General features: G+C 44.6%; 10 protein-coding genes and 1 riboswitch. Of the genes, 2 read left to right on the top strand and 8 right to left on the bottom strand.

What is annotated here, in order from left to right:
- Nucleotides 1-24 precede the first annotated feature (24 nt).
- A riboswitch (TPP riboswitch) is annotated at nucleotides 25-123 on the bottom strand.
- 30 nt (nucleotides 124-153) lie between these two features.
- The 4 genes from mscL to parE form a co-directional block, all read right to left on the bottom strand.
- The gene (mscL, locus tag CEF20_RS06630; RefSeq protein ID WP_100331060.1) at nucleotides 154-552 is read right to left on the bottom strand and encodes a large conductance mechanosensitive channel protein MscL; all 399 of its coding nucleotides are present in this window, start codon (nucleotides 550-552) and stop codon (nucleotides 154-156) included.
- A gap of 1,137 nt (nucleotides 553-1,689) precedes the next feature.
- Nucleotides 1,690-3,117 carry an alanine/glycine:cation symporter family protein gene (locus CEF20_RS06625; RefSeq protein WP_100331059.1) on the bottom strand — a complete coding sequence of 476 codons (1,428 nt, stop codon included), beginning with the start codon at nucleotides 3,115-3,117 and terminating at the stop codon, nucleotides 1,690-1,692.
- A 381-nt stretch (nucleotides 3,118-3,498) separates the two neighbouring features.
- Nucleotides 3,499-5,925 (bottom strand): DNA topoisomerase IV subunit A, encoded by a 2,427-nt coding sequence (gene parC, locus CEF20_RS06620; RefSeq protein WP_100331058.1) that lies wholly within the window; start codon nucleotides 5,923-5,925, stop codon nucleotides 3,499-3,501.
- A 3-nt stretch (nucleotides 5,926-5,928) separates the two neighbouring features.
- Complete coding sequence (parE, locus tag CEF20_RS06615; RefSeq protein ID WP_408607806.1) at nucleotides 5,929-7,881, bottom strand: DNA topoisomerase IV subunit B; 1,953 nt, start codon at nucleotides 7,879-7,881, stop codon at nucleotides 5,929-5,931.
- Nucleotides 7,882-8,118: 237 nt separating this feature from the next.
- Here parE and CEF20_RS06610 point away from each other — a divergent pair, with 237 nt between their 5' ends.
- Nucleotides 8,119-8,355, top strand: coding sequence for a hypothetical protein (locus tag CEF20_RS06610; RefSeq protein WP_100331056.1), 237 nt, complete (start codon nucleotides 8,119-8,121; stop codon nucleotides 8,353-8,355).
- Between the two features lie 184 nt (nucleotides 8,356-8,539).
- On the opposite strand, the gene catA is transcribed toward CEF20_RS06610, so the two are convergent.
- From catA to CEF20_RS06595, 3 genes are all read right to left on the bottom strand, one after another.
- The gene (gene catA / locus CEF20_RS06605; RefSeq protein WP_100331055.1) at nucleotides 8,540-9,208 is read right to left on the bottom strand and encodes a type A chloramphenicol O-acetyltransferase; all 669 of its coding nucleotides are present in this window, start codon (nucleotides 9,206-9,208) and stop codon (nucleotides 8,540-8,542) included.
- A gap of 764 nt (nucleotides 9,209-9,972) precedes the next feature.
- Nucleotides 9,973-10,389, bottom strand: a complete 417-nt coding sequence (locus CEF20_RS06600; protein WP_100331054.1) for a CoA-binding protein — start codon at nucleotides 10,387-10,389, stop codon at nucleotides 9,973-9,975.
- A 15-nt stretch (nucleotides 10,390-10,404) separates the two neighbouring features.
- A complete protein-coding gene (locus tag CEF20_RS06595; RefSeq protein ID WP_100331053.1) occupies nucleotides 10,405-11,712 on the bottom strand; it encodes a purine/pyrimidine permease in 1,308 nt (435 codons plus the stop codon).
- A gap of 171 nt (nucleotides 11,713-11,883) precedes the next feature.
- On the opposite strand from CEF20_RS06595, the gene plsY reads away from it, so the two are divergent.
- The gene (gene plsY / locus CEF20_RS06590; protein ID WP_100331052.1) at nucleotides 11,884-12,465 is read left to right on the top strand and encodes a glycerol-3-phosphate 1-O-acyltransferase PlsY; all 582 of its coding nucleotides are present in this window, start codon (nucleotides 11,884-11,886) and stop codon (nucleotides 12,463-12,465) included.
- Nucleotides 12,466-12,533: 68 nt separating this feature from the next.
- Here the strand turns inward: plsY and CEF20_RS06585 are convergent, their stop codons facing one another.
- Nucleotides 12,534-14,540 (bottom strand): FapA family protein, encoded by a 2,007-nt coding sequence (locus CEF20_RS06585; protein ID WP_198508472.1) that lies wholly within the window; start codon nucleotides 14,538-14,540, stop codon nucleotides 12,534-12,536.
- Nucleotides 14,541-14,912: the final 372 nt, after the last annotated feature.

Below are 14,912 nucleotides of genomic sequence, written 5' to 3'. Positions count from 1 at the left end.
CTCTTTTTTATGCAAAACAATCCCACATAAATAAATAAGCTTCCCTCCGTTGGTGTTAACCAAATCAGGTTCAAGGGTTGAACTTGCGTCCTCTCAGCCATAACGGCACCCCTAGCTTTCAAAATTATTATTCAATTCAACACTAGTATACCTCTATTCTCCACTTTTGTTAAGTGAATGCTTGGATTTTAATAAATCTCTAATTTCAGCCAAAAGCTCTTCTTCCTTGCTCGGTGCAGCCGGTTCTGCTTCTTTCTTCTCTTGCCGCTTCGTCAGTCGAGTGACCAGCTTCACAAAGAGAAATACAGAAAAGGCCACAATTAGAAAGTCAGCAATGGTCTGAATGAATTTGCCGTACATAATTTCTGCCTCTCCAAACGTCAGCTTTAAGTCCGTAAAATCTATCCCGCCGATAAGCAGTCCAATAAAAGGCATCATCACATCCTCTACCAGCGATGAAACAATCTTGCTGAAGGCAGCGCCGATCATGACGCCAACCGCTAAATCAAGAACATTTCCCCTCATCGCAAACTGCTTAAATTCTTTCCACATACCTCTCACTCCCATTGGCAATTTTCAAATGCGTTCTCTCGATCCGATGATGCCTCGCGCTAAGAAAACAAATGCCTTTCGCGCTATTTACTGGCGATCTCTTTTTCTATGCAGCCGTTCTTCCATTCTTTTAAACTTTTCATTCCGTTTTCTTTCAGAATAAAATAAACCCGTTAGTAACAAAATAAAAAAGACTGGAACAGCCAATACAAAGAATAACAGGATTGGTTCCATAATATTCAAAACTACCCGCTCCCTCATCGCTTTTTATTTATTTTATCATACTCTGCTTTCGGCTTGTTGCCCGTCATAATATAAGCGTCATTTCCCCTCTTTCTTACAGGCGCATATAATTACTTAGTATTTTAATTTGAATTTTGCACATAATGCATTAGTTGAAATCGAAAGCACCGTATAGATCGGGTGCCGCTATATAATTCTTTACACAAGGATTGTTTAACCCGCGTACTTGCCAAGAGATAGATTAAAAAAACACTTCTCTGCAGGATGGTTGCGATTCAACCCCAAACATTGAAGTGTCATTGCATATTCTATTTTTGCAATTACATGCGGCATAGTCAGCGATTTACGGTTCTTAAACCATTGATATTCCCTGCTCTCTTCAGAAGGGCAGCATCATTGCGCTGCTCCCCGCAATCATGGCTTTTGAAAGTGGAGAGTAAACGGCCAAAGTGCTACTCATGACAGATCCCTGCCAGTAGAAGAATAGCCAAGGGGGCAGGGCAAATCGTTATTTGCAATCAAATCTTCCGTTATGCCTTTCACAGCTGCATACGTTCTATAGATGCCGCCGTACAAAAATCCTATTTGTCCGCAGCACATTTCATAGCTCTTCGGAAAGCAGCTAGTTTTTTGAACTGCCGTTCCGCCGTGAAAGGATTCAAATGATTGGCGTCATGATGCAATTCATCAATTCAATAAATGCAATGATCAAGCTCTCCGACTCCAAAAATCACGGCCAATCAGTATAACAACAGAAGAACCGTCCTCCAAGGGGTAATCCGCACCCGTCCATTTCAGTTTCATCCATGGGGGATTCCCCTATGGATGACATTCATATTGGGCGCATATAAATGGCCCGATCTCTGCTTTAGAAATGGGCCATTTTCCATTTGCTTATTTTTCTGTTTCCGGCCGGCGCTCCCAGCACTCAGTGTCTCCGATCCCTTCAATAGAATCCGAATAGAACACCGGCTCTTTTCCGATTTTCCTCTGCTTGCGGTAATCGGATAATGCAGCCATGGCAATCTTGTAAAGCAAAGCGATGGCAATCAAGTTGATAAAGGCCATAATTGCCATAAACAAATCGGCTAAATCCCATACTAAGCTGATCTTAGCGATGGAACCGAAATAGACCATGCCTACAACGGCAACGCGGTAAACAAATAATGTTTTTGGAGAGTTTTTAATAAACTCGATGTTTGTTTCGCCATAATAATAGTTTCCGATGACGGAACTAAAGCCAAATAAGAAGATGGCGACTGCAACAAAGATGGTTGCCCAGTCTCCTACGTGAACAGACAGCGCAGATTGCGTTAAATTGATGGATTCGGCGTCTGCCCGCAAGTATTCCCCCGATAACAAAATAATAATAGCAGTGGCAGAACAAATAAGAATCGTATCAACAAATACCCCCAGTGTTTGAATGAGCCCTTGCTTCACCGGATGGCTGACATTCGCTGTTGCAGCTGCGTTCGGAGCTGACCCCATCCCTGCTTCATTGGAAAAGAGTCCCCGTTTAATCCCATTCATCACCGCCGCGCCAAGCGCTCCGCCGGCTGCTTCTTCCAAGCCGAATGCACTTTTGATAATCAGCATAAACATCGATGGAATTTCTGTTATATTCATAATTAAAATGACAAATGCCAGCACTAAATAAATCACAGCCATGACTGGAACAAGAATTTGCGTTACGTGTACGATCCGTTTTAATCCGCCGAAAATAATGACGGCTGTTAAAGCGGCAAGAATCAAGCCGATAGCCGCCTTAGGCACATCAAACCCTTCATTGATCGCCAGCGAGATCGTGTTGGATTGTACGGCATTAAACACTAATCCGAAACAAAAAGTAATCGTCACGGCAAAGATGATGCCCATCCATCTTTTGTTTAATCCTTTTTCCATATAATAAGCGGGACCGCCGCGGAAGCCGTCCTTGTCCTTGACTTTATAAATCTGGGCAAGCGTACTTTCCACAAAGCTGGAAGCTGCTCCGATAAAGGCGATCAGCCACATCCAAAATACAGCGCCGGGACCTCCAGCGGCAATGGCTGTGGCCACGCCGGCCAGATTTCCAGTCCCCACACGGGACGCAGCGCTGATTGTGAAAGCCTGGAAGGAAGAAATCCCTTTTTTTCCGCTCGCATCCACAGTGGATTTCTCGAAGATCACTCGGAACATCTCTCCGAAATACTTGAATTGCACGAAATTTGTTTTAATTGAGAAAAATAAACCGAGACCAATTAATAATGCAATCATTAAGTATGTGTACAAATAATCATTGATTTGCAGAACAATTTGATCCAATGTCTCCAATATCCCCATTTAAAATCCTCCCTTTTTCTCTTTATCTAAATAGTACGTTTCTAGATTATCAAAAAGTATATCGTATGCATAGATAATTATTAAGCAAATCTTCAAGCAATGAGGGTCTTCTCTCCTCCACTGCTGTTGAAAAGAGGAACAAAGGCAGCACCGCAGCGACCTGCTGCAAACGCCTTTGTCACCTGCACCGGGTATTGATCAGACTTTAAGCTTTCCTGCTCCATTATTGAATGGGGAATCTTACGGCATCTTACATGCAGAAGTGAACTACCCGCTCCCGTTTCGCCAATAGTGCTAAAAGCACCTTCACGTTTAGAAGCGGAGGACTTCTTTCGGAGAGCTGTTAAAAAGGGCTGCTATAGAAACAGCCCTTGAACAATCTTACTCTTGCGAATCGACATATTTCCAGATTGCTTGAACTTGACCGCTCTCTTTTTCATCCAAAACAAACGAACCGTTGGAGTAGCGATCGCTTTTCTTTAATCCGCTAAAGTCGAATACTTCCGCCGCGCCTTTTTCTGTTTCTAAAACAATTTCATCGGAAGGATCGACCAGCATGACACCGATCACGCGATGCGGATTCTTTTTTAATTCACGGAGCATAATCACTCCCCTTGTCGCGCGGCTGGCTAATTCAAACTCGGACATGTTCATTTTCTTTGCCGCCCCGCGCTGAGTCACTAACAGCAAATCTTGAGGGGCTCCTTCCTTCCATACTTCCCCTTTTACTACACGATCGCCTTCTTTCAAGTTGATGCCTTTGACTCCCGCGGCTCGCGGACCGACAATATTGGCTTCTTCCTCAGCAAACAGCAGCCCGTAGCCGAAGTGGGTTGCGATAAATACCCGCCCTCTTCCGTCTGTCAGGTGGACATCCACGACTTCATCATCCGCTTTGAGCTTGATGGCGACCAGCGCACGCGAATAGCGCTGCACTTTATATTGCGACAGTTCCGTCCGCTTTACCATGCCGTTTTTGGTGATAAATAAAACATATTGCGGCTGATGAAAATCCTTTATAGCAAAAACAGATACAGCGGTCTCCTCTTTATCGAGAGGGACGAGACTAGCCAAGTGCTGACCTAAGTCCTTCCAGCGAATATCCGGAATCTCATGGACGGGAAGATATAGATAATTTCCTTTATTCGTATAGACAAGCAGAACGTCCGTCGTATTCACTTCCGATTTATACATGAGGTAATCCGTTTCTTTCATGGCCAGATCACGACCGCCGGAAGCGGAATAAGAGCGCAGGCTCGTCCGCTTAATATACCCGTCTTTTGTAACCGTTACGATAACATCCTCGCTTGGAATCATCACTTCCGGATTCACTTTAATGTCTTCAATTTCATCTTCGATCACTGTCCGCCGCTCGTCATTGTATTTCTTCTTGATTTCGCGCAGCTCTTTTTTAATCACACCGGCCAGCTTTCTCTCACTGGCTAAAATTGCTGTCAGCTGCTCAATTAATTGAGCAAGATCCTCGGCTTCCTGCTGCAAAGCGGTAATATCCGTATTCGTTAACCGATATAGCTGCAAGCTGACAATCGCTTCCGCTTGCGGCTCAGTAAATTGAAACTTGTTCATCAGATTTTGCTTCGCGTCACGCTTGTCTTTCGAAGCCCGGATAGCAGCAATGACTTCATCTAAAATGGATAAGGCCTTGATGAGTCCATCCACAATATGCTGGCGGGCCTTCGCTTTGGCAAGATCATATTCCGAACGCTTCGTAACAACCTCTTTCTGATGGGTTATGTACGCATCTAAAAGCTGGGGCAGCCCCATCAAAACCGGGCGGCGGTTATGAATGGCAACCATATTGAAATTATAGCTCACCTGCAAATCGCTGGCCTTATACAAGTAATTGAGAATTCCTTGCGCATCTATATCCTTTTTTAACTCGATGACGATCCGCAGTCCTGTGCGGTCCGTTTCATCGCGTACTTCAGCAATCCCTTCCACTTTGCGGTCAAGACGGAATTCGTCTATTTTCTTCACTAAGTTCGCTTTGTTCACTTCAAACGGAATTTCTGTTATGACGATTTGCTTGCGGCCGCCTCGAATTTCTTCAATCTCCGCTTTGCCGCGAACAACCACTTTGCCTTTTCCCGTTTTGTATGCTTTCACGATGCCGTCAATTCCTTGGATAATGCCTCCTGTCGGAAAATCCGGTCCCTTTAATACCGTCATTAATTCCTCTACTGTGCAGTTCGGTTTATCCATCCGCATCATCACGGCATCAATCACTTCGCCCAGCTGATGCGGCGGAATTTCTGTCGCATAACCAGCTGAAATACCCGTTGAACCGTTCACTAATAAATTCGGAAATCTTGCGGGCAGCACAGTCGGCTCTTCTGTCGTGTCATCGAAGTTAGGAATAAAGTCAACGGTTCGCTTTTCAATATCTTTCAGCAGCTCGCCGGAAATAGAAGACAGCCTTGCTTCCGTGTATCGCATCGCTGCCGCCGGGTCTCCATCAATAGATCCGTTATTCCCGTGCATTTCTACTAAAAGTTTGCGGACTTTCCATTCCTGGCTAAGGCGCACCATGGCATCATACACCGATGTGTCGCCATGCGGATGGTAATTTCCGATGACGTTACCGACGGTTTTAGCTGATTTTCTAAATCCTTTTTCATGTGTGTTTCCTTCCGCGTACATCGCATATAAAATCCGGCGCTGAACCGGCTTTAATCCATCTCGTGCGTCCGGCAAGGCCCGCTCTTGAATGATGTATTTGCTGTAGCGGCCGAAGCGGTCGCCCAGCACCTCCTCAAGCGGCAAGTCTTGAAAAATTTCCTTTGGCATAGCTTATTCCTCCTCACCGACGGACAGGTTTTCATTTTCTAAAATATTGCTGTGATCTTCCAGTCCAAAAGCTACGTTCGATTCAATCCACTTTCTCCGCGGCTCCACTTTATCCCCCATCAGCGTAGTTACCCGGCGTTCCGCTCTCGCCGCATCATCAATCAGCACGCGGATTAACGTTCTTGTTTCCGGGTTCATGGTCGTTTCCCACAGCTGATCGGCGTTCATCTCGCCCAATCCTTTATAGCGCTGCAGCATGCAGCCTTTCCCCACTTTTTTCATCGTCGCATCCAGCTCTTCATCCGTCCAGGCATATTCCACGATTTCTTTTTTGCCGGTGCCTTTACTGACTTTATAGAGCGGAGGGAGAGCGATATATACTTTTCCCGCTTCAAGCAGCGGTTTCATATAGCGGTAGAAAAACGTCAATAACAGCACTTGAATATGAGCTCCGTCCGTATCGGCATCTGTCATAATAATAATCTTATCATAATTGCAATCTTGCACCTCGAATTCCGGGCCGACGCCGGCGCCGATCGCGTGAATAATTGTATTGATTTCTTCGTTCTTGAAAATATCCGCCAGTTTCGCTTTCTCGGTATTAATCACCTTTCCGCGAAGCGGCAAAACCGCCTGAAAACGCCGGTCGCGCCCCTGTTTAGCGGAACCGCCCGCGGAATCCCCCTCCACTAAATACAATTCGTTTTTCTGCGGATTGCGGGACTGAGCCGGCGTTAATTTGCCGGAGAGGACCGTTTCATTTTTTTTGCGTTTCTTCCCGTTGCGCGCATCCTCTCTCGCCTTTCTTGCCGCCTCTCGAGCTTGAGCGGCTTTTATGGCTTTCTTAATCAGCAGAGAGCTGACATCGGGGTTTTCCTCCAGAAAATAGAATAGCTGCGCGGAAACAACTTGATCGACAGCGGAGCGCGCCTCGCTTGTTCCCAGCTTGCCTTTCGTCTGTCCTTCAAATTGCAGCAGCTCTTCCGGAATTCTTACGGATATCACAGCCGCCAGGCCTTCCCGGATATCTGTCCCCTCCAAATTTTTATCCTTTTCCTTTAAGAGGTTCACTTTGCGGGCATACTCATTAAACGTTCTCGTCATCGCCGTGCGTGCCCCCGCCTCATGTGTGCCTCCGTCCTTCGTGCGGACATTATTGACAAAAGAAAGGATGTTTTCTGAAAATCCGTCATTAAATTGAAAAGCAAAGTCCACTTCAATTTGGCTCTGTTCGCCGGAAAAAGCGACAACCGGATGCAATGTATCCTTCTCCTCGTTTAAGTAGCCGACGAACTCCTCAATCCCTTTTTCATAATGATACACTTCCTGCACTCCATGACGCTCATCACGCAGCGTAATTTTCAGCCCTTTAAGCAAGAATGCCGATTCTCTCAGGCGTTCTCCCAGCGTCTCAAAATTATAGTTGATCGTGCTGAAAATCGTTTCATCCGGTTTGAAATGAATCATCGTTCCCGTCTTTTTCGTTTTGCCGATCTTCTCAAGCGTTGTGACCGGCTTTCCGCCTTGTTCAAACCGCTGTTTGTAAATATACCCATCACGGTGAATCGTCACGGTCAGCCATTCAGACAGCGCATTAACAACCGATGCACCGACGCCATGCAGCCCGCCGCTCGTTTTATAGCCTCCTTGGCCAAATTTCCCTCCGGCATGAAGCACCGTTAAAATCACTTCCGGAGTCGGTTTGCCCATTTTATGCATACCGGTCGGCATTCCGCGCCCATAATCCTGAACACTTACCGACTGATCTTTATGAATGGTAATATTGATCTCGCTGCCATAACCGGCCAGCACCTCATCGACTGAGTTGTCGACAATTTCATAAACTAAGTGATGCAGTCCTCGGGCATCCGTCGACCCAATATACATCCCCGGCCGCTTTCTGACTGCCTCCAGCCCTTCAAGAACCTGGATTGCATCATCGTTGTATTCAAACAGGTTTTCTTTTTTTGACACAAATATTCCCCTTTCTAGCCTTTCCATGGGAAAAAGCAACCAAAACAAATGTTCGTATTATATTTTACCACATTAAAGAAAAACTTTCATCTTTCCCTTTCATACCTTGATCGCGACTCGCTTTATGTATAAAAATCCTCTGCTTTATTGTATGGTCAGCGGGCATTTAAATCAAATTTTATCCTGCATAGAAGGTGCCGGCAGACTTTCCTTTCAAGAATGGAGCGGGGAGTGAAAGAAAATCCTCATTGTTCAAAGGTTCACTTTCTCTCCACGAATAGCTTTGAAACCTTGGCTTTACTGACCTTTTCCACAAACCAACTCGGCAGCAAAAAAGAAACCGCCTTTATTCAAGGCGGCCTTTCGCAACTCGGTATTTATACAGAACGAAATTACAACACTTTTTCACATGCAAGAATCGTTTCATTCCCCCTCATTGCTCGGGTAGCCAATTGAACTCTGTGCATAAGAATTTCTTTATAATCAAAAAAACTCCCGATAACCAATCGAAAAGATTTTGCCTCAGAGTTCCTGTGACCGTTATGTAAGGCGTACAGCTTTTATCTCCTATATTTTTTGAAATCCTGTTTACACAACCTTATAAAGAGGCTAATCAACACCAGATCCACTAAAGTGAAGATTATTTTTGTTCCATGATGGACAACCACTCCTCACAGCGATCAGCTAATCGCTGCAATCCATCAAATAATTGGCTCGCATGATACCCATCACAAACCGCATGATGCACCTGTACGGAAATAGGAAGCAGTATTTTATCTCCTTGCTTAAAGTACTTGCCGCTCGTAATAATTGGTAATAAATACGTACCACCATTATAAATATTCAAATTAAACCCTGTAAAGCTCGTCCAAGGGATGCAAGAAACAGGAAACGTGTTCTTCGGAGCAAACTTCTTTGGGTTCATCTCCTTCGCATCGCCATATAGCTTCATATCCTCTAGATAGCTTTTGTAAAAGGAATGAAAATCAGCCGAATACTCTGTCCACAAATTAGAAAAAGTTTGATTATCATTATGAAATATAGTAAAGCTCGGTGTCATCTCATCCCAGTATCCAAGCCTTCCCTCTTCGTCGAAGCAAGTTCTAAATTCCTTGCGAGAATTGACTATATTAGTAACCATATATATAAAAGCGGGATACAGCTTAATGCCTTTTTCTCGCAATTTCGCTAACAACTCTGTAATCTCAATAATCGCCGTCATACTAAAGGTGCATCTCGTATGAGTTAAAAAATGTTCAAAATAAGCTTTTCTGTCCCAATTATCTAGATCAATTGCATGAAATTTCATTTTGCTCTTCTCCTGTAATTTTAAAAATATCATTAAGAGCTTCTTTGTGCTGCTCAATTATGTAAAATATTGCATATTTCTAAAAACTCGATTTATTCACTGTACAAGTCTTTTTACAACATTACTACGCAAACTCTAGCTTATTCATCGTAAACGATTAAAAATTCATCCTGGCAACTTTACTTGTTGTCCATTGCCTGCCGTAACTGTATCAGAGCCTGCTCCCTTGCACAGTTTATATAATGTTACTTCAGCACGCCTTCTCCTTCCACAATTTTCCTTAGGTTTCATTGTTCAGAGGCATCATACGCTTGAATATTTTTGCTTTTCTTTTATAAAATAGCATAACACGCCTGTTGATGACAAACCAAGTTACAAGCAATTTCGAACAGCTCAACCTACTCTATCCGAAGAACAAACCAGACAAGAAAAGATCCTAGAAACACTCGCTTTACACTTAATTAAACAAGAAACAGAATTACGTGAACGAAAAAGAGAAGTGGTTTTGATGGAGACATTGTTTTTCCCACTGAGACATAAACCAGTCTTATGAAAAAGCATAATCTTTAGGAGAAAGAAAAATTAAATACGGAGTATGTAAATTATGATCATGAATGGACTCCCCTTGAAAAATTAAAGATCCAGGGCCACCTTTTTCCAAAGGCGCCCCTGGACCCTGATCCAATCGTTTTGCACCTGCCTATCAACAGCATCGTGATGGATGTTTCGTTAAAACCGCGGGGAGGCAGACAAAGCCTACCGCATTAGTTTTTGGGGCTTAGACTATGCTCCACCTTAATGCAGCGATTCATGATCACAGTCTTCCCTCTCTCCTTTAAAAATTTATAGGCTTCTTCGTTTTCAATCCCCAGCTGAGCCCAAAAAACGTCACAATCTATTTGCACAAACTCTTTCGCGATTTCAGGGAGATATTCCGGGCGGCGGAAAATGTTAACGATGTCCACCTTTTCTTCAATATCTGCGAGCGAGCTGAATGCTCTTTCACCAAGCACTTCGTCTATCGTCGGGTTAACAGGAATGATTCTATACCCCGCTTTTTGCATCGCTTCGGATACCATATAACTCGTTCTTTCCGGATTGTTGCTTAAACCTACAACCGCAATCGTTTTCGCTTGTTTCAGGATTTTTCCGATTTCTTCTCTTGATGGATTTTCAATCATTGAAAGCCCTCCTATCTATTCAGTATTATGATCGTTTCTCTTCTCTCGGTGAAGTAGCCATATAAACTGCTCCACAAGAATGGCCGCAATCGTTCCTAAAATGAGCCCATTGTTTAAAATAGAAGTTGCAGCCACCGGCAACTCTACAAGCGATGAAGCCGGAACGAACATCGCCCCTACCCCTGTCAGCAAGGCGATCCCTGCGATTAAGCGGGCTCTTGGCTGATCTTTCTCCTTGTCCAGCTCAGAAAACGCGAAGCCGGCCATTTTGGAAAAAATGACAAAAGTCACCGCATACCCGACAGGAGCAGGCAGGGAGGCAAGGACATGTACTGCCGGCGGACATATACTTAACAGAGCAACAAACAGCGAGCCGAGAATAAACGGACGAATGGCTGCATTTCCTGTTTGCGCTATAAATCCGGCCGCTCCTGAGATAGGAACGGAGCCGATGGCTGAAAAGATGCCGCCAATCGCTTGGTTGACTCCTGCTGCAAACCCGGATCCTTTATAATGCCCCTCTTGCTTCTTAGCGGTTACATGACTGATTACTTCTTCCATTACCCTGATAGATGCAATCATATTCGCCGTTAATAAAAGTGTAATGAAAGCCGCTGTTACCATCGTTCCTGAATCGAATAAAGGCGGCCCAAACACAAAAATCTGAGGGAGCTGCAGCCAATTCCCCCCGCTTGCTGTGATGGCTGGAGCCTCGCCCAGAAGTATAAAAAGCAGCCAGCCAAACGCCAAAGAGATCATAACAGAATATTGGCGTATCCACTGAATGCGGTGAGCGGCAAAATAAAAAGCGAACACGAGCGTCAGCAAGCTGCCGAGCATCGTCACCGGCCGAACTATGCCTTCCTCATTCGGCAACCCAAGCATTCCCTTCATGAAAGAGCCGCTCAATTGCAAGATCAGCAGCAATAAATAAACGAAGGTTACTGTAGGTGTAAATAAACGAACTAGCCGGTTAAGCAAGCCGAACGCGGCGAGCAAAATAAAGATAATTCCTGAAACGATCATGCCCCCTTGCAAGCTCTGCAATGCCGCTGCAGAAGACGAATAAATCGTGCCAGCAAAACCGGCGTAAATGGCAAAAACCCCCCACCATAGTCCAGCCGGCCCTTCATTGATTGGCAGACGATGTCCAAATAACGCTTGCACCAGCCCTGAGATGCCCAATACAAATAAAGTGCGCTGTACAAACGCCGCGGTATCTGCGCTGGAAAATCCAAATAGCTCTGCAATGGCAATGGGCGCTACCAGCGAGCTGGCCAACATAAAAGCGGTCCATTGCATGCCGCTAAATAGTAGTTTCATCTTCCCACCTGTTTCTTATCAGTTTTTTCATTGTTGTTTTGCTTTCACCTTTTAGCGTACGCCAGTTTTTTCATGTAAGCAATGAAAAGTTCTCCTTTTCTTTTTCTTGACATGGTAAAATAAAAATCACGTATGAAAGATAATTTGATTAGTGTTTAAAGGGGTAGATCTATGCTTAATGCAATGATTATTTTCATATCTTATTTGCTTGGTTCCATCCCATCAGGGTTAATAATCGGCAAAAGTTTTTTTGGCATTGACATCCGCGAGCATGGAAGCGGCAATTTGGGTGCCACCAACTCCTTTCGCACATTAGGTGTTAAAGCTGGCATAGCCGTAACGGCTGCTGATATTTTGAAAGGAACGGCAGCTACCCTGCTTCCTTATTGGCTCGATTCGGGCCTAAATCCGCTGATTGCTGGAATGGCCGCCGTAATCGGACATATGTTTCCTGTTTTTGCGGGTTTTAGAGGAGGGAAAGCCGTAGCCACCTCTGGAGGGGTGCTCCTCGCTTTAGAGCCGGTCATGTTTGCTGTGCTGGTTCTTGCCTTTTTTATTACGCTATATTTAACAAAGTATGTATCATTATCCTCTATTGTCGTGGCTATCACAGCGGTTATTTATTCCATCGTTTTATCGCAGGTAGCGCTAATTATCGTTGTCTCGATTCTTGCCTTTTTTGTGATTTATCGGCATAGGGCTAATATCATTCGCATCAAAAATAAAACGGAACCAAAAATCACCTGGATGTAACGATAAAAGCAAGTCTCGCCAGCTATGAGAGTACATGCACCTAAACAAAAGTGAGCTCAGCAATGGGCTCACTTTTGCTTTGATGGCATGGGTCTTACTTGCAGCATCCCCTCCTCATCGAGACTGGCTGCAACCGGACCTTGTTTCTTATAAAAGGTCTGCTTCCTGCGTCCGACTTGAATGGTCGTATCCGGATATACCGTATGCAGCAAAATTTGACCGTGCTCGGCCACCTTGATTAATGTGCGCGCCCCTGTTTCTGATCCGGCGACATTAACATTTACTTCCTTTCCGGCTTCTGCCTCGCCTCCTTTTATATAACCGGCAATCTCAATCTTTCCCCCTGCCTTCAACCTTGAATTATAGACGCCTTGCCCCGTAATCATAATATCGCCGCTGCAGGTGATTTGGCTGTTTATGGCATACGGCACGCTAATAAATACTTGGTCATCTGCCGGTGTTGCGTAATATTCATATAACTGTGCCGCTTCTTTAATCACTTGCTGCATCTTCTTATGCACATCGTTCTCTGCCGATTTCATAATAAAGCAGCGGTACAGATTATTTGCTAAATCCGTCCATTCTTTTTGCAGCGCATGCTGATTATGCGATGCCTTTCTGACAAATGCCTTGATTTCCGTTAAGAGTCCGGAAAATTTATTCTGCAGCAACAACTGAACTGCTTGATTGATAGCTTCTGGCTGCAGCCCGTTCGTTTTGGCTTGCAGGCGCGGAAGCAGCAAATCTAATGAATCGCTGAATGCCTTCAGCTTTTCCATAAGAGATGTAAATTCAGTGGCAAGTGTATTAGCCGTCAAATGAGCGGTGCCCGAATGGACGACAGTGGCAAATAAGTTTTTTTCAAAAACAGCAGATTTATTAGCAAATAAAAAAGCTCCCGACACTTGCCCTTTGACATCAATGTCTCCTTCTGCTTCTACTTTCATTTTCTCCTGAATGCTTCCCTGTACTTCAATATCTCCTTGAAAGCGGAGATTTCCGCTAGAAAGATCGACATCCCCCTCATGCACTAAGCGGCTCAAAACCTCGATTTTCACCGTTCTTCCGCGAATTTCCGCATGCAGCCTCCCCGTTTCTGAAGCATATATATTTTCTTTTTCTCGGTAGACTCCCTTCCCAAGACGCACCGATGCTTCTTGAACAGGTTTAGCAGCTGCAATGTTTCCTGTAACATCCATTCCGTCAACTCCGGGTTCAGGCGGCAGTACAGTTGCGATACACTGACCTGCGTGCACCTCGGGAATGCTGCGCGTTTCCCGAAAGTTCGCATTGCCTAATAAGTCCACTTGCGGGGGGATGAGTCCGATTTTGTAATCAACGTGAAAATGCACGCGGCCATCTTGCCCTTCTTCAGGTTCCTTTCCCTTCGCTAATACAAGCTCAGAAGCTGTTAATAATTCCGCTGCTTGCTGGACCAGTTGCTCATCAATACCAAACTTCACGCCAAGCTTTGCTAAATCCGCGTGAATAAGTTCGGGAGTCCATTCATTAAAATAAAATTTTTCCTCTTTCACTTTTAACCGGAGCAGTGCATCCGGCCGGTGATCACATGGCTGATAAGCAACTTTTTCACCAGGCTCAAAGCTCCATACAGCCTTCATCTTATCTTCTGCTAATGTAATCTTAGAGACAGCCGGCTTCTTTTCAATAACCGGTTGAATCCCGACTTTGTCTGTGTCTGAAATAACCGTTTCCTCTTCAATCTTTTGATCATTTATGTACACTTCAAGCTTCGGGTGGGGGACGATCGTCAGTTCTCCCGCTCCGGAAGTTAAATAAGAAAATTGACCGTTTTTAATTTGGGCTAACGCTCTTTTTCCCGCTTCCTTTGTTTCTTCTGCAGGCTGCTGAACCGCGTTTTCCTTCAGCTGTTTTTGATCTTCGCGAATGGACACCCTAACTACCGCTTTCTTGCGTTTGATGCCCAGCAAACCCGAAGATGGCGGCTGAATAATTTCGACATCCGTTTGATTTTTTGAAACGCCTAATTGTCTAAGGGCAATTTGAACAGCTTCCTCTACTGTCGCGCCTTCTGTTTTCACTGTTTTCTCCATGACACACCTCCATGTATTATTATTCGCAATGACTCCTCTATTGTCTATGCTATTATTCACTTTGCGTTTCATTTGCTTGCGGCTGGCACATTTTTTAATATTCAGATATCTAAAATGAACCCCTACCACTTGACACCTTGCGTTATGATGGAGGGGTTCCTCAACTTATTGCTGCTTTCAGCAGCTGCAAAACTGGCCGGGCTATCCCTCTCGTCCAAGCGTTCTTTTGGCTAAGCGATATTCCACTTTCACAAATGATGGTGTACCTTCTTTCGGAGGGAGATAAAAAAAGAGGTGATCTCAGAGCTTCTTTTTTCAGCAGGAAATAAAGCTGGAATCAGAAAGAGAGAGGGCTTTTCGCTAAAACAGCAA

It is taken from the genome of Bacillus xiapuensis (genome assembly GCF_002797355.1).
GTDB classification, from domain to species: Bacteria; Bacillota; Bacilli; order Bacillales; family Domibacillaceae; genus Bacillus_CE; species Bacillus_CE xiapuensis.
Note: the sequence above shows the minus strand (reverse complement) of the source record. Positions and strands in the feature narration are given on the sequence as shown.

Coding starts and splice junctions, on each gene's coding strand:
- catA (WP_100331055.1), bottom strand. CDS start 9,208: ATGAAATTTCATGCAATTGATCTAGATAATTGGGACAGAAAAGCTTAT.
- plsY (WP_100331052.1), top strand. CDS start 11,884: ATGCTTAATGCAATGATTATTTTCATATCTTATTTGCTTGGTTCCATC.
- parC (WP_100331058.1), bottom strand. CDS start 5,925: ATGCCAAAGGAAATTTTTCAAGACTTGCCGCTTGAGGAGGTGCTGGGC.
- mscL (WP_100331060.1), bottom strand. CDS start 552: ATGTGGAAAGAATTTAAGCAGTTTGCGATGAGGGGAAATGTTCTTGAT.
- CEF20_RS06585 (WP_198508472.1), bottom strand. CDS start 14,540: ATGGAGAAAACAGTGAAAACAGAAGGCGCGACAGTAGAGGAAGCTGTT.
- CEF20_RS06595 (WP_100331053.1), bottom strand. CDS start 11,712: ATGAAACTACTATTTAGCGGCATGCAATGGACCGCTTTTATGTTGGCC.
- CEF20_RS06625 (WP_100331059.1), bottom strand. CDS start 3,117: ATGGGGATATTGGAGACATTGGATCAAATTGTTCTGCAAATCAATGAT.
- CEF20_RS06600 (WP_100331054.1), bottom strand. CDS start 10,389: ATGATTGAAAATCCATCAAGAGAAGAAATCGGAAAAATCCTGAAACAA.
- CEF20_RS06610 (WP_100331056.1), top strand. CDS start 8,119: ATGGAGCGGGGAGTGAAAGAAAATCCTCATTGTTCAAAGGTTCACTTT.